Here is a 16575-nt window from a genome sequence, read left to right on the forward strand (position 1 = left end):
ATCCGAAAGCCCCGTGCGGACTGGCACGAGGTAATGGATCGGGCACTCCGCGACCTTTACCGCACGGTGCGCCGCCTTGGGGGGACTCTGTCGGGAGAACACGGCATCGGCCTGAAGCGGAGGAAATACATGGAGGAGGTGATGGATACGGCCCAGATCGCACTGATCCGCCGCGTGAAACAGGCGTTCGATCCCAACAACATCCTCAATCCGGGAAAGATCGTACCCGACGTGTAGAAGAAAACGCGAGTCGAGCGGAGTGTGCGGAGCGACATCGTTCAAAAGTCCTCCACGGTGCGGGAAACGGGGTTCTCTTCCGAGGCTGCGACAACCGTCGTTTTTTCGAGGAAGAGAAGTAAGAAGCATTCCAAGTTCGAGAAGAGAGCGGGAGGTTTCAAGATGAGCGTGCAGTTGACCATTCTCGTAGGCTACGTCATTCTTCTTTCGTTCATATCCTGGATCGCCACGCGGATCCAGCGAAGCGGCAAGGGCGGTGCGCTGGACTATCTCCTGGCGGGACGACATCTCCCCACGCCTCTCGTGGCGGCCATGCTGACCGGCCTTGCCATCGGCGGTGCCTCCACCGTGGGCGTCGCGGAAAACGCCTACGTGCGCGGTCTTTCCGCCGGCTGGTACAACGCGGCCTGGGGAACCGCGGGTATCCTCGTGGGGCTCTTCGCGGCGAAACATTTCCGGAAGATGAACGTCAGAACCGTTCCGGAAATGATGGGGCGCATGTTCGGGCAGGGAGCGCGCACCGTCGGCGTGATCGCCCAACTCCTCATCCTCATGGTCATCACGGCCCTGCAGTACGTGGCGGGCGGAGCGATCCTCACGGCCCTCCTGCCGGACATCTTCACCTTTCAGACGGGTATGTTCGCCTCGGCCCTCATCTTCATCTTCATCACCGTGGTCGGCGGCTACTGGGCCGGAGGACTCACCAACGTGGTCAACGTCATCGTCATCTACGTGGGCATCTTCGCCGCACTCCACGGCAGCAGCGCATCCTTCGGCGGATGGGACACCATCATCGCCGCGCTCCCCGCAGGCAAACCCTGGTTCGACTGGACCTCCGGCGTCGGCACCGCGGTAGTCACCGCATGGATGGTGGTCATGATCACCCAGGGCTTCTCCGTCCAGGCCACCAACCAGATCGCCTTCGCCGCCAAGGACGAAAAGACCGCCCGCAACGGCTTCATTCTCGGCGGCATTCTCATTCTCCCCGCGGGCTTCCTCTGTGCTCTCTTCGGCATCATCGCCGCGTCCCAGTTCCCGGGCCTCGAAAAACCGGCCCTCGCCCTTCCCTCTATCGCGGCACACATCAGCCCTCTCGTGGGGGGCCTCTTCCTCGCCTCCCTCTGGGCGGCGGACATCTCCACCGCGGTGGGACTTCTCCTCGGAAGCTCCACGCTGATCGTGGAGGACATCTGGAAACGCTTCTTCCCGGGAACGATCGCCCCCGATCGGGAAGTGTTCGTCTCCCGCATGGTCGTCCTCGCCGTGAGCATCTGCACCTTCCTCATGGCCCTCACGGTCCGGGGCATTCTCGTCACCATCACCACCGCGCTGGCCATCACCGCCTCCTTCACGCTGCTCATTCTCGCAGGCATCTACACGCCTGGTCTCTGCAAGCGCATTGCGGGCTTCTGGACCATTTCGGCCTCCATTCTCGTGTGGCTCGCCTGGACCTTCGTTCCCGCCATCCGGGTGGTTCCCCACCTGGCCTACCTCGAATGGCCCGTCTGTCTCGCCGTGTTCCTTCTCTGCGCGGCCCTCGGCAAGGAACCCGCCAAGAGCCTTCTCGTATCCGAGACGGCCTAGCGGCGCAACCGACCTGAACGAAATCGCTCTTCCGAACGCCGCCCCGGAGAACGGCGGGAATCGCCCGCACGCCTCCGGGGCGGCATGCGGTACGCCCCCGCCGGAATCCGGGAGAAGGCTTTGCGGAAAACCCGGAAAGACGCTACCATCCTGAGCGGACCCGATCCGAATCGACGACAGAAAGCGAGATGTAGTCCATGAGTGTTCGCATCACCTACGAAGAACTGCTGCAGTATACCCGGGAGGTCCTCCGGGCCTTCGGCTACTCCGAGGAGAGGGCAGGACTTACCGCCCGCATCCTGGTGGAGGCGGACGCCCGGGGCGTCGCGTCCCACGGCGTGGCAAGGCTCGCCTTCTACGAGGCCAATCTCCGGGGAGGACACGCAAAGCTCGACGCGGAACCTGTCATCGTGCACGAAACACCGGTTTCGCTCGTGGTGGACGGAAACCAGGGAATCGGAGCCTACGTGGCGGATTTTTCCATGCGACACGTGCTCCGGAAGGCCGAGGCGACGGGGACCTGCTTCTGCGCCGTGCGCAACTCCAACCACTACGGGATGGCCGGGCTCTGGGCGGAGATGGCGGCGGAGCGCAACATGGTGGGCATGGCCTTCACGAACACGAGACCCTGCGCCATCGCCACCTTCGGAAGGCAGCACGTCCTCGGAACGAACCCCATCGCCGTGGCCATCCCCGCCGGAAAGGGAAGGCCCTGCTTCCTGCTCGACATGGCCACCACCGTGGTGGCTCACGGCAAGGTCGAGGTCTGTCACCGCAGAAACAAACCCATGCCTCTGGGATGGGCCGTGGACGCCGAGGGGAAGGGCACCACCGATGCCACCGCCGTGGTGAATCTCTTCCGGAACGAGGGGAACGAGCTTCTGGGGGGACATCTGCTGCTCGGCGGCGAGGGGGAGGAACTGGGAGGCCACAAGGGATACGGGCTGGCGCTTCTGGTGGAACTCCTCTGTTCCGGGCTCTCCATGGGCACCTGGAGCGCCCACACCTTCAACGACCAGGGAGCCTGCATCACCCATTTCTTCGGCGCCTTCCGGCTGGACCTCTTCGGAAACGGGGACGGCGTTGCGGAACACGTGGGAGGCATTCTTGAGGAAATCCGGAGGGGGAAACGGGTGGAGGGACAGGATCGGATCTACATCCACGGAGAGAAGGAGACGGAACGCCGGGCAAAGGCACTCGCCGAGGGATTCGAGCTGGACGATGCGACGGAGACCCTGCTCGGCAAGTACGCGGAGCGTTACGGACTGACACCGCCCCGCTTCCTTTCCTGAAAAATCGTTTTCCGCGCCGGGAATTCGCCGCGGGCCCCCGGCGCGGAGACGTCTTTCGCGCATGCCCGAATCATCATTCCGCGCTCCCCCGGAGCGTCCGACCGGCACGGAAAAGAACCGCCCTTTTCAGCCCCCGGAACACGTCGGCGGTCTTCATCCCCGGATGACCTTTTTCACGCCCCGGGCGGTGAACCACGCGGCACTCCGGTCCACCTGATCCCCCTGAAGCACGACTGCCCCCTCCTCGACCCTGGATCCGCATCCCAGCCCCTTTCGGAGCGCACAGGCAAGCCCTTCCGCGAGAGGGACGGGAACCCCCTCGACCACAGTCACGGTCTTGCCTCCCCGCCCTTTCCGCTCCCGGCGAAGGACAACTCTGGGGAGGGCGCTCAGATCGGAAAACCCGCCCTCGTCGTCGCGGACGGAGGACACTCCTTTTTCCGGAGAAACCGCGCCATCGGTGGTACAGGCGGCGTCCTCCCCCGGCAGGGCGGTCCGGGAACCGCCCTGCTCGCCGAAGGCGAGAGCAAAGGGATTCGGAAGGGGTTCGTCGTGACCGACGGAAGATTTATCCGTTCTCTTCGACATGGCTGTAGCCCTCCTGCTTTGCTTCCGCGCCCGGCTCAGGACAGGTCGAGGCATCTGGCGATGTAGAGACCGGCCGCCTGGAGATCGACGATGCGGCAATCTCCTCCGCTCTCCTTCACCAGTACCTTCGGCTGCAGAAGATTTCCGTCGCCCGTGAGCGCCACGGTCCCCACGGTACCGTCGGAGAGCTCCACCACCGTGCTGGGCGGATAGATGCCCACGCCGGAGAGCAGCACGTTGCAGATTCCGGGATCGAATCCGGTTCCGCTGTTCGCCAGAATGATGCTCAGCGCCTTTTTGGCCGATACGGGCTCCTTGTAGACCCGCTTCGTGGTGAGGGCGTCGAAGACGTCGGCGACACCGACGAGCCGTGCGAGAAGGGGGATCTTTTCCCCCTTCAGCCCCTGGGGGTAACCCGATCCGTCCCAGCGTTCGTGATGCCCCAGAACGCCCGAGAGCACGAGGGAATCCTCGACACCGGATTCCTTCGCGAGGGTGAAGCTCAGCTCCGCGTGGGTCTTGACCAGATCGAACTCTTCGTCGGTGAGGCGCCCCGGTTTGTTCAGAATCTCCCGGGGAATCTTCGCCTTTCCGATGTCGTGGAGAAGGCCCGTCGTGACGGCGGTCTTCGTGATGTCGTAGGCCAGCCCTCTGGAGCGCTGAACGCACTTCGCCAGATAGCCCGCGAGAAGCCCGACGTTCAGCGAATGGACATAGGTGTACTCGTCCGCGTCGTGGGCGACGCCGAGGGAGAGAAGCACCTGAGAGGATTTATGGATCTCCTCGCTGAGCATGCGTCCCGCATCCTCGATCTCCTCCCGGGGAAAGGTCTTGGCGTCGCTTCCCGAGAGCGCCCGATGCACGCCGGAGAGGCGATCCACGACCTTGCCGCTCACTTCCCGGTCGATCTGGCGCACCGAGGGATCGATGTGGTCGAGGAGCGTGGTCATCTCCTCCACGGTGACCTGGGCTTCGAATTCGAGCTTGATCTCCCGGACTCCCCAGGAGCGCAACGCTCCCGTGATGACCTCCGCCTTTCTGACGAAATTCTTCAGGGGGCGTCCCCGGGAGACGATGAGAATGCCGTCCTCGGGAGAGACGATATCGTTCACGAGCACCGCCTCGGGATAGCGGAACATTTCTTCTACAGGAACCGTTTTGGCATAGGTACTTCGCTCTTTCACGACCCTCACCTCCGCGAAAGCCCGTTCCTGGCGACGGGCGACCGGCCTGATGGGAAGGCGCAGGGATGCTGCCCCGCGTCTTTTGCCCGCAAGCATATCGCATTGCTGCATCCTTCGCAAACACGGTAAGCGTTGGTTTTTTCGGCGCGCGCCGGGGAAAGCCTGCGATACCGCAGGAATGTCATGGACCGATGGGCTGTTTCCGAGTCCGCTCGGGCGACGCCAAGCGGGAAAAAAACTTCCGGGGCTCACGGGCGGGGTTTTTACGGCGGACTTGGTGGATGTCGAGGGGAATTCCGCGGCACTAGAGGTGCGGGAGCAAACGATGTAGGATGCACGCATACGCTTTTGTCCCGATAGAGGAGGAACTTCCATGACATCCGCAACGACCCGGCGTCCCCCCCTGCCCCTTCTCCTCGCCGCCTATGCGGCCATCTATCTCATCTGGGGCTCCACCTATCTGGCCATCCGTTTCTCCGTGGAGACCATCCCTCCCTTTCTGGGAGGAGGAGTTCGCTTTCTGGCCGCCGGAGGACTTCTCTACCTGTTCGCGCTCACCAGGACCGCGGAGAGGCCGACACGGCACGGCTGGAAACAGGCCTTCAAGGTGGGAGGGATCATGCTCGTCGGTGGATACGGAGGAGTGATGTGGGCGGAACAGGTGGTTCCCTCGGGGCTGACGGCGCTCATCATCACCGTGGAACCCCTGTGGTTCGTCCTGTTCGACTGGCTCATCTTCAAATCCGGGCGTCCGGGAAAGATCGAGAGCCTGGGGCTTCTCCTCGGCTTCGCCGGAACCATCGCCCTCGTCCTTTCCGAGGGCGGCGGGACGGCGGCGGCTTCAGGAGACGGAAGCATGCTTCTCGGCATGGCAGTCATTCTGGGAAGCACCGTATGCTGGACCTTCGGCTCCCTCTACTCACGAAAAGCCCGGATCGCCACGTCGGGTCTTCTGGGCACCGCGATGGAAATGCTCGCCGGGGGCGTGTCGCTTTCCGCCATCGGCCTTCTCGCCGGAGAAACCTCCCGGGTCCGGCCCGAGGCGATGACGGCGAAATCTCTCTGGGCGCTGCTCTACCTCGTGATCTTCGGCTCTCTCGTGGCTTTCACCGCCTTTCTCTGGCTGATGAAGGTGGAAAAGGCCTCCCGCGTCGCCACGCACACCTTCGTGAACCCTCTGGTGGCGCTCTTCCTCGGCTGGCTCCTCGCAGGAGAGAGCATCACGGGAACGATGCTCATCGCCGCCGGAGTGATCATCCTCTCGGTGGTGCTCATCACCACCGCCCGAACGCGCAAGGAAAGTTCCCCGGATGCGGACGAGGTCGTCGCGGCACCTCTTGCCGCGGTCTCGTCAGACGAGGGGAACGCCGCCGGATGACGCCGCGTCCCGAAGAACCTCCGAGACGACCGCGTCCGACGCCCCGGGGAAGCCCGCTTGGAGCGCCTGTTCCCGCATGCGGTCGAGACGCCCCTCCTCCCGGACCAGGTCGGTCAGAAGGCGCATCACGTCCTCGGACGTGGCAGCAAGAACGCCGGCGCCACATCGTTCGAGATACGTGGCATTGTAGACTTCCTGGTAGGGCACCGGGCTGACGAGGATCATGGGGACCCCGACGCTCAGGGCCTCGCTCGCCGTGAGCCCTCCGGGTTTCGTGACGAGAAGATCCGCTTCCGCCAGATATTCCTCCAGGTTCTCCACGAAACCGAAAGCGCGGAACGAACATCCCTCTCGGGGACGGTATCCTTCGAGTCGTCCCAGGAGATCCCTGTTCCGTCCCGCCACGACGGTGACGTCCGCGGGCTTTCCCGACCGGCGGAGGTCGTCAAGGATGTTCAACGCCAGGGAATCGGAGATGCCGCTCGTCACGAAGAGAACCGAGAGGGGGGAACCTGGGCCACGGCGGGGTTGCCGCGATGCGGCAAGACGCTCCCGGGCCTCCCTGTACTTTTTGAGGACGGGAATGCCCGTCAGGGAAATGCGCTCCCGCGGAACACCGAGCCCGCACAGATCCTCAACGACGATGGGGCTGGCGGCGAAATAGCGGTCCACGCCGGGACTCATCCACATCCTGTGCAGCGCGAAATCGGTGACCACCGTGTAGATCCGCCCCCGGTAGAGCCCTTCCTCCTTCATGCGGGAGAGCACATTCGCCGGAAAGAAGTGCGTGCACACGCAGATCTCGGGTTCGTTCTCCCGGACATAGCCGAGAAAACGCTTCACGTTCTCCAAGCTGATCCGCTCCACGAAACGGAGCATGAGGCTCTTGTCCCGATCCTGATCCGTGAGTTCGTACATGATTTTGCAGGCCAGGTGCGCGTGTTCGCTGATGAACTTGTAGACATCGCTGTAGGACCACTTGAACAGGTCGTTGGAAAAATCGATGAGATCCAGAACGACGTTGGGAATCCGTCGGTCGTCGAGAGCTTCCCGGAGTGCCCTCGCAGCCATGCGGTGTCCGTTTCCCGCCGTCACGTGAAGCAAGTGAACGGGTTTCATGGACATTCCTCCGAAAGAGATCCCGGCGCCCGAACGTCAGTGCTGCCGCCGGGCCCCGGGAAGAATCAGAACAGCTCCCGCAATGGTGCACAACACCATCAGGGTCGTAAGAATCAGCATGAGCCTCATTATCCATTCCTCCTCTTCGCGGTCAAGTTTCAGAAAGGTAACGGCAGAACGGGGCGCTCTTCCCGGAACAAGCCCCCGGAAATTCCGAGCGTCCCTTCCGGATCCGCCGCCGTCCCGTGCGGAAGAAGGACGGAGGTAAGGACGGACCGGCCGATGACAAACGCGCAGCGCTCCCGTCGTAACAAGGCGAAAAACCGAACGGAAGGCGCTCCTTTTTCCGTTAAACCCGAAGGTTCTTCCCCGACAAAAACACGTCCGGAAAAAGGCATCCCTTATGACACGGACCATACGCCTCGCGGGCATTTCCCGCATGCGGAAGTCTCCGTAGCCTCTCCTACGTATTTTCACTGATTTCTCCAGCTAGCTTCCAAAAGCATCGAGCGGAAGACATATGCTTGACTTTTTTCATTGTGAGGTAAATAATGTCAGCATAAAACGCAACCCTGGAGGTGCACGCAGTGGATAAGTCTCGTTTTCTCTACGAGGGCAAGGCAAAGAAAATGTACCTGACGGATGATCCCGAAACGCTCCTTCTCGAATACAAGAACGACCTCACCGCATTCAACGCCCTGAAAAAGGACTCTCTCGAAGGCAAGGGGACCTACACCAACCGGATCAGCGCTCATCTTCTCCGCTACCTTTCCGAAAAGGGCATTCCCAACCACTTCATCGATCTTCTCGACGACAGACACCAGCTCGTGCGACGGGTGACCATCCTCCCCCTGGAGGTGGTGGTGCGCAACGTCACCACGGGCTCCCTCTGCAAGCGCCTCGGCGTCGCCGAGGGCATGACGCTCCCTCGCCCCCTCATCGAGTTCTACCTGAAGGACGACGCGCTGGGTGATCCCCTGGTCACCGAGGACCACGCCCTTCTCTTCGGCTGGGCATCGGAAGAGGATCTGCGGAAGATCAAGGAGACCGCCACTCGGGTGAACGAACTTCTGAAGGCGCTCTTCGAGAGCAGGGGAATTCTCCTGGTGGACTTCAAGCTCGAGTTCGGCAAGACCGCGGACGGAACGCTCATCCTTGCCGACGAGATCTCCCCCGACACCTGCCGTTTCTGGGACCGCACCTCGGGAGACCGCCTCGACAAGGACCGCTTCCGCAAAGACCTCGGCAACGTCCTCGAAGCCTACGAAACCATCTGGAACCGTCTCTCGGGAGAGGAGAAGGCCTGATGCGCCACCGTGCCGAAATCGTCGTGACGCTGAAAAGCGGCGTCCTGGATATCCAGGGCAAGGCGGTCTTCCAATCCCTGCAACAGCTCGGCTACGGAGAACTGGAGGATGTCCGGGTGGGCAAGGTGATTCACCTCCTCCTCGACGCTCCGACTTCCGAAAAGGCCCGGGAACTCGCCCGGGGAATGTGCGAAGACCTCCTCGTGAACGGCCTCATTGAGGAATACCGGATCTCTCTGGAGGCGGCGGAGCGATGAACGTCTCCGTCGTCGTCTTTCCCGGAAGCAACTGCGACCAGGACGCGGTGCGGGCCCTCGCGTCCTTTTCGGGGCGTCCCGTCGCGCAGGTCTGGCACGGGGATCCGGCACTTCCCGCCGCGACGGACCTGGTGATCCTTCCGGGAGGATTCTCCTACGGGGACTATCTCCGCACCGGCGCCATGGCCGCCCGCTCGCCCATCATGGAGGCCGTCCGCCGCCACGCCTATGAGGGCGGGCTGGTGCTCGGCATCTGCAACGGTTTCCAGATCCTCACCGAGGCACGTCTCCTTCCGGGGGCACTCCTGCCGAACAAGACGCTGACCTTCGTCTGCAAGCCCTGCACGCTCCGGGTGGAGCGGACGGACACCCCCTTCACCGGGGCGTTCCGCTCGAACCAGGTGGTGCAGTTTCCCATCGCCCACCACGAGGGGCTCTTCTATCTTCCCGAAGAGGAGCTGGACGAACTGGAACGGCGCGGACAGGTGGTCTTCCGCTACGCCTCGCCGGAGGGGTCCGTCGCGCCCGAGGTGAGCCCCAACGGCTCGCTCCGCAACATCGCGGGCATCGTCAACGAGCGGGGCAACGTGCTGGGACTCATGCCCCATCCGGAACGCGCAAGCGACCCGGTTCTGGGAGGACGGGACGGCCTCCTCGTGTGGCAGTCCGTCGCGGGCTGGATCGAAGGAGGTCATTGACGTGGATTTCCACACCGTCGGCTTGACGGAGAACGAATACAAGACGATTCTTCGGGAACTGGGGCGCACTCCCAACGAGACGGAGCTGCGCCTCTTCGGCGTCATGTGGTCCGAACACTGCAGCTACAAATCCACCCGCCCCCTGCTTCGCCTCTTCCCCACCGAGGGAAGGGCGGTCGTCCAGGGGCCCGGGGAGAACGCGGGCGTCGTGGACCTCGGAGAGGGCTTCGGGCTCGCCTTCAAGGTGGAGAGCCACAACCACCCCTCCGCGGTGGAGCCCTACCAGGGCGCCGCAACGGGCGTGGGAGGGATCATCCGGGACATTCTCGCCATGGGCGCGCGTCCCGTGGCATCCATGGACGGCCTCTTCTTCGGCGATCCGGAGCTGCGGAAGACCAAAGCACTCCGGCAGGGCATCGTGGCGGGCATCGGCGGCTACGGCAACGCCGTGGGCGTTCCCACCGTGGGGGGCAAGACGGTCTACGACGAGGCCTACACGGAAAACCCTCTCGTGAACGCTTTCTGCGCCGGAGTCGTCCGCCTGGAGGACATGGTGCGCTCCGACACGGCACAACCGGGCAGGCTCGTGGTGCTTCTGGGGGCGAAGACGGGACGGGACGGCATCGCCGGAGCGGCCTTCGCGTCGGTGGAGCTGGCGGAGGACACCAGCGCCAGCCGACCCCAGGTGCAGATCGGCGACCCCTTCGCGGAGAAGCTCCTCATCGAATGCTGCCTGGAACTCCTGGAAAAAGGCCTCATCGATTCCATGCAGGACATGGGCGCCGCGGGGATCATCTCCTCCTCCAGCGAAATCGCCGCCAAGAGCGACGTGGGCATGGTGCTGGACCTGGACCGCGTTCCTCTTCGTGAAAAGGGCATGACCCCCTGGGAGATCGCTCTTTCGGAATCCCAGGAGCGCATGCTGCTCATCGTGAACCCGGACCGCATGGAACAGGTGCTGCAGGTGGCGGCGAAATGGGCGCTGGACTGCACGGTCTTCGGTGAGACCACCGGGGACGGCCGCTACGTCATGAAGGCCGGAGGCGCGGTGGTGGTGGATCTTCCTCCCGCCTTCATCGGAGGCAACGCCCCCGTCATTCACTGGCCCTCCCGCGAACCACGGGACCTGGAGGAACGGCAGCGACTTGAGGTGGAGGAACTTTCCCCGCCGAAGGATCTCGGCGCCGTTCTCCGCTCGCTTCTGGAAGACCCCAATCTGGGGAGCAAGACATGGATCAGCGAGCAGTACGACTCCATGGTCCAGACCAACACGGCGATCGGCCCGGGAGGTCCGGTGAGCGTTCTCCGCGTTCTCCGCGGAGACAGTGCTCCGGTCTTCGTCGCCTTCTCCATGGAGGCCGACCCATGGAAGTGCCGCACCGATCCCAAGGGCGGCGGCGCGGAGACGATGGCCCGCACCCTGCGCTCTCTCTCGGTCTGCGGGGCGGAACCCCTGGGATGGACGAACTGTCTCAACTTTCCCTCGCCTCAGGACCCGGAGGTTTTCTGGGAGATGCGGGAGTGCGTTCAGGGCATGGCGGACGCCGCACGGGCACTCGCCTGCCCGGTCGTCTCGGGGAACGTGAGCCTTTACAACGAAACACCCCAAAAGAAAATTCTTCCCACGCCTCTCGTGGTCACCGCGGGACTCCTCCCCGATCTCGACGGATTTCTTCCATGGAGCCGCTGGCGCGAGGGAGACCACCTCTTTCTCGCGGGAATGCCCAATGCCGCCCTGGGAGCGAGCCGCTACCTCCTGCGCACCTTCGGCCTGCTCCGGGGAAAGGTCCTCCCCTTCGACGCCGGGGCGGAACAGGATTTCGCCGCTCGGGCACGCCGCACCGCAAAAGAAGGAGCCGCCCGGAGCGCCCGCTCCCTCGCGGGAGGGGGCCTCGCCGTGGCCCTCGCCAAGGAGGCTCTGGAATCCGGCATCGGCGCCCGCCTGGATGTGCAGATCCCCACGCGCCCCGATGTCTTTCTTTTCGGAGAGGGAGGCCCCAGGGCGCTCTACGCGGTGCCGCCCGCATCCCTTCCGCTCTTCCGGAGCATCTGGCGCGGCGCGCCTCTCACGGAACTGGGCGTGGCCACGGGGAACATCCTCGACGTGAAGCGGGGTTTTTCCCTCTCCCTCGCGGAACTTCGCGACAGCTGGAGGCGATGAGCCGTGTGCGGCGTCTTCGGAGCCTTTTCCACCACAGCGAGACCCGTTCTGGAGGACATCTACCTCGGTCTCTACGCCCTGCAGCACCGCGGCCAGGAATCGGCGGGCATCGCCTGGTTCGACGGTCGTGAACTCGCCACCGCGAAGGGCATGGGGCTCGTTCACGAGGCCCTTCGCCAGGCGGAACTCGCAAAAACTCCCGCCTCGGTGGGGGTGGGACACGTGCGCTATTCCACCGCGGGAGGGTCCTTCTTCACCAATGCCCAGCCCCTGACCGCCACCTACGCCAGGGGGCACGTGGCCATCGCCCACAACGGCAATCTCACCAATGCGGACGGAATCCGGGCGTACCTCCAGGGACGTGGAGCGATCTTCCACTCCACGTCGGACACGGAAGTCATCCTCCATCTCATGGCACACCAGGCGCACAAACCCTCCCTGGACGCGCTGCTCTCCGCGCTGCTGCGCCTCCGGGGAGCCTACAGTCTGGCGGTTCTCCTGGACGGCCGCCTCGTGGCCGCCCGGGATCCCTGGGGATTCCGCCCCCTCGTGCTGGGCCGTCGGGAGGATGTCTTCTACGTCGCGTCGGAGAGCTGCGCCCTGGACATCGTGGGCGCCGAGTTCGTCCGGGACGTCGCTCCCGGAGAGGTGGTGCTCATCGGCGACGAGGGATTCCGCTCCCTCTCCATCTCGCACAAGGCGAAGCGTTGCTACTCCTGCGCCTTCGAGTACGTCTACTTCGCCCGTCCGGACAGCGTCATCGACGGTATCTCCGTCTACGAGACGCGAAAGCGCCTCGGCAACTACCTGGCGAGGCGAAGCCCCGTGCCGAAGGCGGATTTCGTGGTGGGCATGCCCGACAGCGGCACCCCCGCGGCCATCGGTTTCGCCCAGGAGGCGGGCATTCCCTACGAGACCGCCATCACAAGAAACCGCTACGTGGGGCGCACTTTCATCCAGCCCACCCAACGGGTCCGGGAACTCGGCGTACGGATCAAGCTGAACCCCATCGAGGCCTGCATCGCCGAAAAGGAGCTGGTGGTGGTGGACGATTCCCTCGTGCGGGGCACCACCTCCCAGCGGATCATCTCCATGATCCGCGAGGCCGCCCCGAAGGGGGTGCACCTCCGCATCGCCTCCCCGCCCGTGCGTTTCCCCTGCTACTACGGCATCGACACCCCCACCAGCGAGGAGCTCGCCGCAGCCAGACTGGACATGCAGGCCCTGGAGCGTCTCGTCGGCGCGGACACGCTGGCCTATCTCTCCCGGGAGGATCTGCTCGCCGCCATCGGCAAGCCCGAGAGTTCCGTCTGCACCGCCTGTTTCTGCGGCGACTACATGGACGAGGAGAACGGTCTCGACCTGGAGATCTCCTGACGGGCCAGAGATCGACTTCGCAAGGAAGGGAAGGACGAACATGGACGACTGCACGTTGCCCCGCTCCCGCGCCGCGGGGGAGGAAACGTCCGGCACGGAGAGCGCTCTGCGCTACGAGAGCGCCGGCGTGAGCATCGACAGAGGAAACGCCTGGGTAGGCGTGATCCGCTCCCTCGTGGAGCGCGGCGGCAAGGATTCCCGCGTCGCCGGAGGCATCGGCGGCTTCTCCGGACTCTTCCGCATCGGCGGGGGAAAACTTCTCGCAGCCTGCTGCGACGGGGTGGGAACGAAGCTCGAAATCGCCCGGGAGGTCGGCAGCCTCCGCGGACTCGGCCAGGACCTGGTGGCCATGAACGTGAACGATCTCGTCACCTGCGGCGCCGCGCCGCTCTTCTTCCTCGACTACATCGCCTGCGGCTTCCTCGATCAGGAGCGCTACGCCGAGGTGGTCGAGGATATCGTGAACGCCTGCGCCGCCTCGGACTGTGTTCGTCTGGGCGGCGAGACGGCGGAGATGCCCGGCGTCTATCCCCGGGAGGGATTCGACCTGGCGGGCTTCGCCGTGGGCATGGTGGAAGAGGAGCATCTGGTGGACGGCTCCGGCGTAACATCCGGCGACCTTCTCGTGGCACTGCCGAGTTCCGGGCTGCACAGCAACGGCTTCAGCCTCGTCCGCAAGGCCGTCGAAAAGGCAGGACTCTCCCTCGCCGCAACTCCTCCCGGGCTCGATGAACCGCTGGGACAGGCATTGCTTCGCCCCACCCGGCTCTACGTCCGGGAGGCCCTCGCCGCAGCCCGTACCGGCGTGGTGAAGGCCATGGCACACATCACGGGAGGCGGCCTGGAGGAGAACGTGAACCGGGTCCTCGGAGAATACCGGGCCACCGTGGACTACGGCGCTTGGAAGCGTCCGGCGGTGTTTCCCCTTCTCGCGTCTCTCGGCATCGCCGAGGAGGAGATGCGCCGGGTCTTCAACCTCGGTGCGGGATTCGTCTTCGTCGTCTCCCCCGGTGATGAGACCCATCTCCGGGAGGCTCTCGCCCCCTTCCGGGCCTCCGCGGGAGATCTCTTCGTCCTCGGCGAGGTCGTCCGGCAAGGGGCGGCGTGATGATGCCCTCGCGGATCGCCCTCTTCATCTCCGGAAGGGGATCGAACATGACCGCCATCGCCGAACACATCCGGGACGGCAGCCTTTCCGCGGAGATCGCCTTCGTCGCCGCCGACCGGGAGGGAGCGCCGGGCATCGAAACGGCCCGAACCCTCGGCCTCCCCACCGTGGTCTGCTCCTACGCCGAACTGGGGCGGGAGCGGGCCGAGCGGGCGCTCGCCGCGGCGGTGCACGAACACCTCGCCTCGTGGATCGTCCTCGCGGGTTTCATGCGGGTCCTCTCCGCATCCTTCGTCCACGAGTTCGCGGAGAGAATCGTGAACATCCACCCCTCCCTCCTTCCCGCCTTTCCGGGAAGCGAGGCTATTCGCCAGGCCTGGGACTACGGCGTGAAGGTCACGGGAGTGACGGTCCATCTCGTGGACGAACGGGTCGATCACGGCCCCATTCTCGCCCAAGCGGCGGTCCCCATAGAGGAGGACGACACCCCGGCCCGCCTTGAGGAGCGCATCCACTGCGTGGAGCACGATCTGTACTGGCGCTGTCTCAAGGATCTTCTGGAAGGACGTTTCGCAAAGACAGGAAGGAGGCGCATGCGCCGTGAACACCCGTAGAGCACTTCTCTCCGTATGGAACAAAGAGGGGATCGTCCCCTTCGCACGCGCCCTCGTCGACATGGGCTGGGAGATCGTCTCCAGCTCAGGAACCGCAAAGGCCCTCGCCGAGGCGGGCATCGCCTGCACCGAAGTGGCGGATCTCACCGGTTATCCCCATCTTCTCGGCGGAAGAGTGAAGACCCTGCACCCCGCCATCGCCGGAGGCATCCTCGCCCGGAGGGATCTCCCCGCGGACATGGCGGACATAAACGCCCACGGAATCCTTCTTCTGGACATGGTGGTCTGCAACCTCTATCCCTTCGAGGAGGTGGCCCGGGGCGGCGCCGACCTGGCGGAACTTCTGGAGCACATCGACATCGGTGGCATCACCCTCCTTCGGGCGGCGGCGAAGAACTATCTCCACGTGGTGGTCGTCCCCTGCCCCGGCGACTACGATACCGTGCTCGACGAACTCCGCGCCGAGGGCGACGTGACCTCCGCCACAAGGCAGCGTCTCGCCCTGTCGGCCTTTGCCGCGACCTCCCTCTACGACGCCACCATCGTTCAGGGACTCCAGGCGGAACTCGGCGCAGCGAGCGGCCCGGAGGAACCGGTGCGCGTCCTCGGCCTTCGCGCCGCCCAGGAACTCCGTTACGGCGAAAACCCCCACCAACGGGCGACCCTGCTTCTACCGCCCCTGTCGGACCTTCCCTGGGAACAACTGGGAGGAAAACCGCTGTCGTACAACAACATCCTCGACCTCGACGCGGCCCTCCGGGGCAGCGCCCTTCTCGCGGACGCTTGTGCCGCCTTCGTGGTGAAACACACCACCCCCTGCGGGGCCGCCACCGGGAAAACGCCCTCCGAAGCCTTTCTCAGGGCCCGGGAGTGCGATCCCGTCTCCGCCTTCGGCGGCATCGTGGGCTTCACCCGCAGGGCGGACCTGGCCACGTGCCACACTCTTGCGGAGCAGTTCCTGGAGATCGTCGTGGCCCCCGACTACGACGAGGAGGGACTGGACCTTCTCAGAAAGAACCGCCCCAATCTCCGCGTGCTCCGCTGGAAGGGCGGCCGGGTCTTCCCCGTGGAGTTCCGGAGCACCTGGAGCGGCATGCTGCTTCAGGACGACGCGCTTCCCGAACTGCCCACGCCCTCGGGTGGCGAATGGATCGGCACCCCCCGCCCGGACCTCTGGGAGGACCTGCTCTTCGGCTGGAAAATCGCGGCGCTGAGCAAGAGCAACGCCATCGCCATCGTCTCGGGCGGCTGCACCCTCGGCATCGGACGGGGCTTCACCAGCCGGGTGGACGCAGTGGACTGGGCGGTGAAACAGGCGGGAGAGCAAAGCCGGGGAGCGGTTCTCGCCTCGGACGCCTTCTTCCCCTTTCCGGACGGTGTTGAGCACGCCGCCGCCGCGGGTATCGCGGCGATCATCCAACCCGGAGGCTCCCTGCGGGACGAGGACGTGGCCGAAGCCGCCCGCAAGGCCGGAGTCTCCATGTTCCTCAGCGGACGGCGGACCTTCCGCCATTGAGTTTCAAACCCATCCAAGGAGACCAGCTATCAAAAGTCAAGAGGGATAGACGAGGTGAAGTAACCGGAAAGGAATTGAGGGATTTTTAGAAAGACGCAACTTGACAGCAGAATATAGCCCTGAAAGAGGGTATGCAAAACCAGCCGGTCCTGAAA

The 16575-nt window shown here is 64.4% G+C and carries 15 protein-coding genes; 12 read left to right on the forward strand and 3 right to left on the reverse strand.

Annotated elements, in window-relative coordinates; all coding sequences use genetic code 11:
* The 3 genes from Q1K49_RS07025 to Q1K49_RS07035 all read left to right on the forward strand — a co-directional run.
* Positions 1-237 (forward strand): FAD-linked oxidase C-terminal domain-containing protein (locus tag Q1K49_RS07025; RefSeq protein ID WP_300524426.1); only part of this gene is annotated, 237 nt, incomplete at its 5' end.
* A 162-nt stretch (positions 238-399) separates the two neighbouring features.
* Positions 400-1821: a sodium:solute symporter family protein gene (locus tag Q1K49_RS07030; RefSeq protein WP_300524429.1), complete on the forward strand. Its 1422-nt coding sequence runs from the start codon at positions 400-402 to the stop codon at positions 1819-1821.
* A 197-nt stretch (positions 1822-2018) separates the two neighbouring features.
* Entirely contained in the window at positions 2019-3113 is a 1095-nt protein-coding gene (locus Q1K49_RS07035; protein WP_300524432.1) for an Ldh family oxidoreductase, read from the forward strand.
* Between the two features lie 153 nt (positions 3114-3266).
* On the opposite strand, the gene Q1K49_RS07040 is transcribed toward Q1K49_RS07035, so the two are convergent.
* Together Q1K49_RS07040 and Q1K49_RS07045 are read right to left on the reverse strand one after the other, a co-directional pair.
* On the reverse strand, positions 3267-3701 hold the full coding sequence (locus tag Q1K49_RS07040; protein WP_300524434.1) for a translation initiation factor: 435 nt from the start codon (positions 3699-3701) through the stop codon (positions 3267-3269).
* A 35-nt stretch (positions 3702-3736) separates the two neighbouring features.
* Positions 3737-4885 (reverse strand): HD-GYP domain-containing protein, encoded by a 1149-nt coding sequence (locus Q1K49_RS07045; protein WP_300524437.1) that lies wholly within the window; start codon positions 4883-4885, stop codon positions 3737-3739.
* A 373-nt stretch (positions 4886-5258) separates the two neighbouring features.
* Here Q1K49_RS07045 and Q1K49_RS07050 point away from each other — a divergent pair, with 373 nt between their 5' ends.
* Positions 5259-6263: an EamA family transporter gene (locus Q1K49_RS07050; RefSeq protein WP_300524440.1), complete on the forward strand. Its 1005-nt coding sequence runs from the start codon at positions 5259-5261 to the stop codon at positions 6261-6263.
* Here the strand turns inward: Q1K49_RS07050 and Q1K49_RS07055 are convergent.
* Complete coding sequence (locus Q1K49_RS07055; RefSeq protein ID WP_300524442.1) at positions 6237-7382, reverse strand: glycosyltransferase; 1146 nt, start codon at positions 7380-7382, stop codon at positions 6237-6239. The two genes, Q1K49_RS07050 and Q1K49_RS07055, sit on opposite strands and share 27 nt — an antisense overlap.
* Positions 7383-7969: 587 nt before the next feature.
* On the opposite strand from Q1K49_RS07055, the gene purC reads away from it, so the two are divergent.
* Genes purC through purH form a run of 8 tightly spaced genes read left to right on the forward strand, consistent with a single transcriptional unit; the run spans position 7970 to position 16420 of the window.
* On the forward strand, positions 7970-8689 hold the full coding sequence (gene purC / locus Q1K49_RS07060; RefSeq protein WP_300524444.1) for a phosphoribosylaminoimidazolesuccinocarboxamide synthase: 720 nt from the start codon (positions 7970-7972) through the stop codon (positions 8687-8689).
* Positions 8689-8946: a phosphoribosylformylglycinamidine synthase subunit PurS gene (gene purS / locus Q1K49_RS07065; protein WP_300524446.1), complete on the forward strand. Its 258-nt coding sequence runs from the start codon at positions 8689-8691 to the stop codon at positions 8944-8946. Before purC ends, purS begins: the two co-directional genes overlap by 1 nt.
* Positions 8943-9644 (forward strand): phosphoribosylformylglycinamidine synthase subunit PurQ, encoded by a 702-nt coding sequence (purQ, locus tag Q1K49_RS07070; protein ID WP_300524448.1) that lies wholly within the window; start codon positions 8943-8945, stop codon positions 9642-9644. The genes purS and purQ overlap by 4 nt, the downstream gene beginning before the upstream one ends.
* A gap of 1 nt (position 9645) precedes the next feature.
* Entirely contained in the window at positions 9646-11805 is a 2160-nt protein-coding gene (purL, locus tag Q1K49_RS07075) for a phosphoribosylformylglycinamidine synthase subunit PurL (protein ID WP_300524450.1), read from the forward strand.
* 3 nt (positions 11806-11808) lie between these two features.
* Complete coding sequence (purF, locus tag Q1K49_RS07080) at positions 11809-13182, forward strand: amidophosphoribosyltransferase (protein ID WP_300524452.1); 1374 nt, start codon at positions 11809-11811, stop codon at positions 13180-13182.
* Between the two features lie 40 nt (positions 13183-13222).
* Positions 13223-14290, forward strand: a complete 1068-nt coding sequence (gene purM, locus Q1K49_RS07085; RefSeq protein ID WP_300524454.1) for a phosphoribosylformylglycinamidine cyclo-ligase — start codon at positions 13223-13225, stop codon at positions 14288-14290.
* Positions 14290-14904 carry a phosphoribosylglycinamide formyltransferase gene (gene purN / locus Q1K49_RS07090; RefSeq protein ID WP_300524456.1) on the forward strand — a complete coding sequence of 205 codons (615 nt, stop codon included), beginning with the start codon at positions 14290-14292 and terminating at the stop codon, positions 14902-14904. The genes purM and purN overlap by 1 nt, the downstream gene beginning before the upstream one ends.
* Positions 14891-16420, forward strand: a complete 1530-nt coding sequence (gene purH / locus Q1K49_RS07095) for a bifunctional phosphoribosylaminoimidazolecarboxamide formyltransferase/IMP cyclohydrolase (RefSeq protein WP_300524457.1) — start codon at positions 14891-14893, stop codon at positions 16418-16420. Before purN ends, purH begins: the two co-directional genes overlap by 14 nt.
* Positions 16421-16575: the final 155 nt, after the last annotated feature.

Source organism: Aminiphilus sp. (genome assembly GCF_029975095.1).
In the GTDB taxonomy this organism is placed as follows: Bacteria; Synergistota; Synergistia; order Synergistales; family Aminiphilaceae; genus Aminiphilus.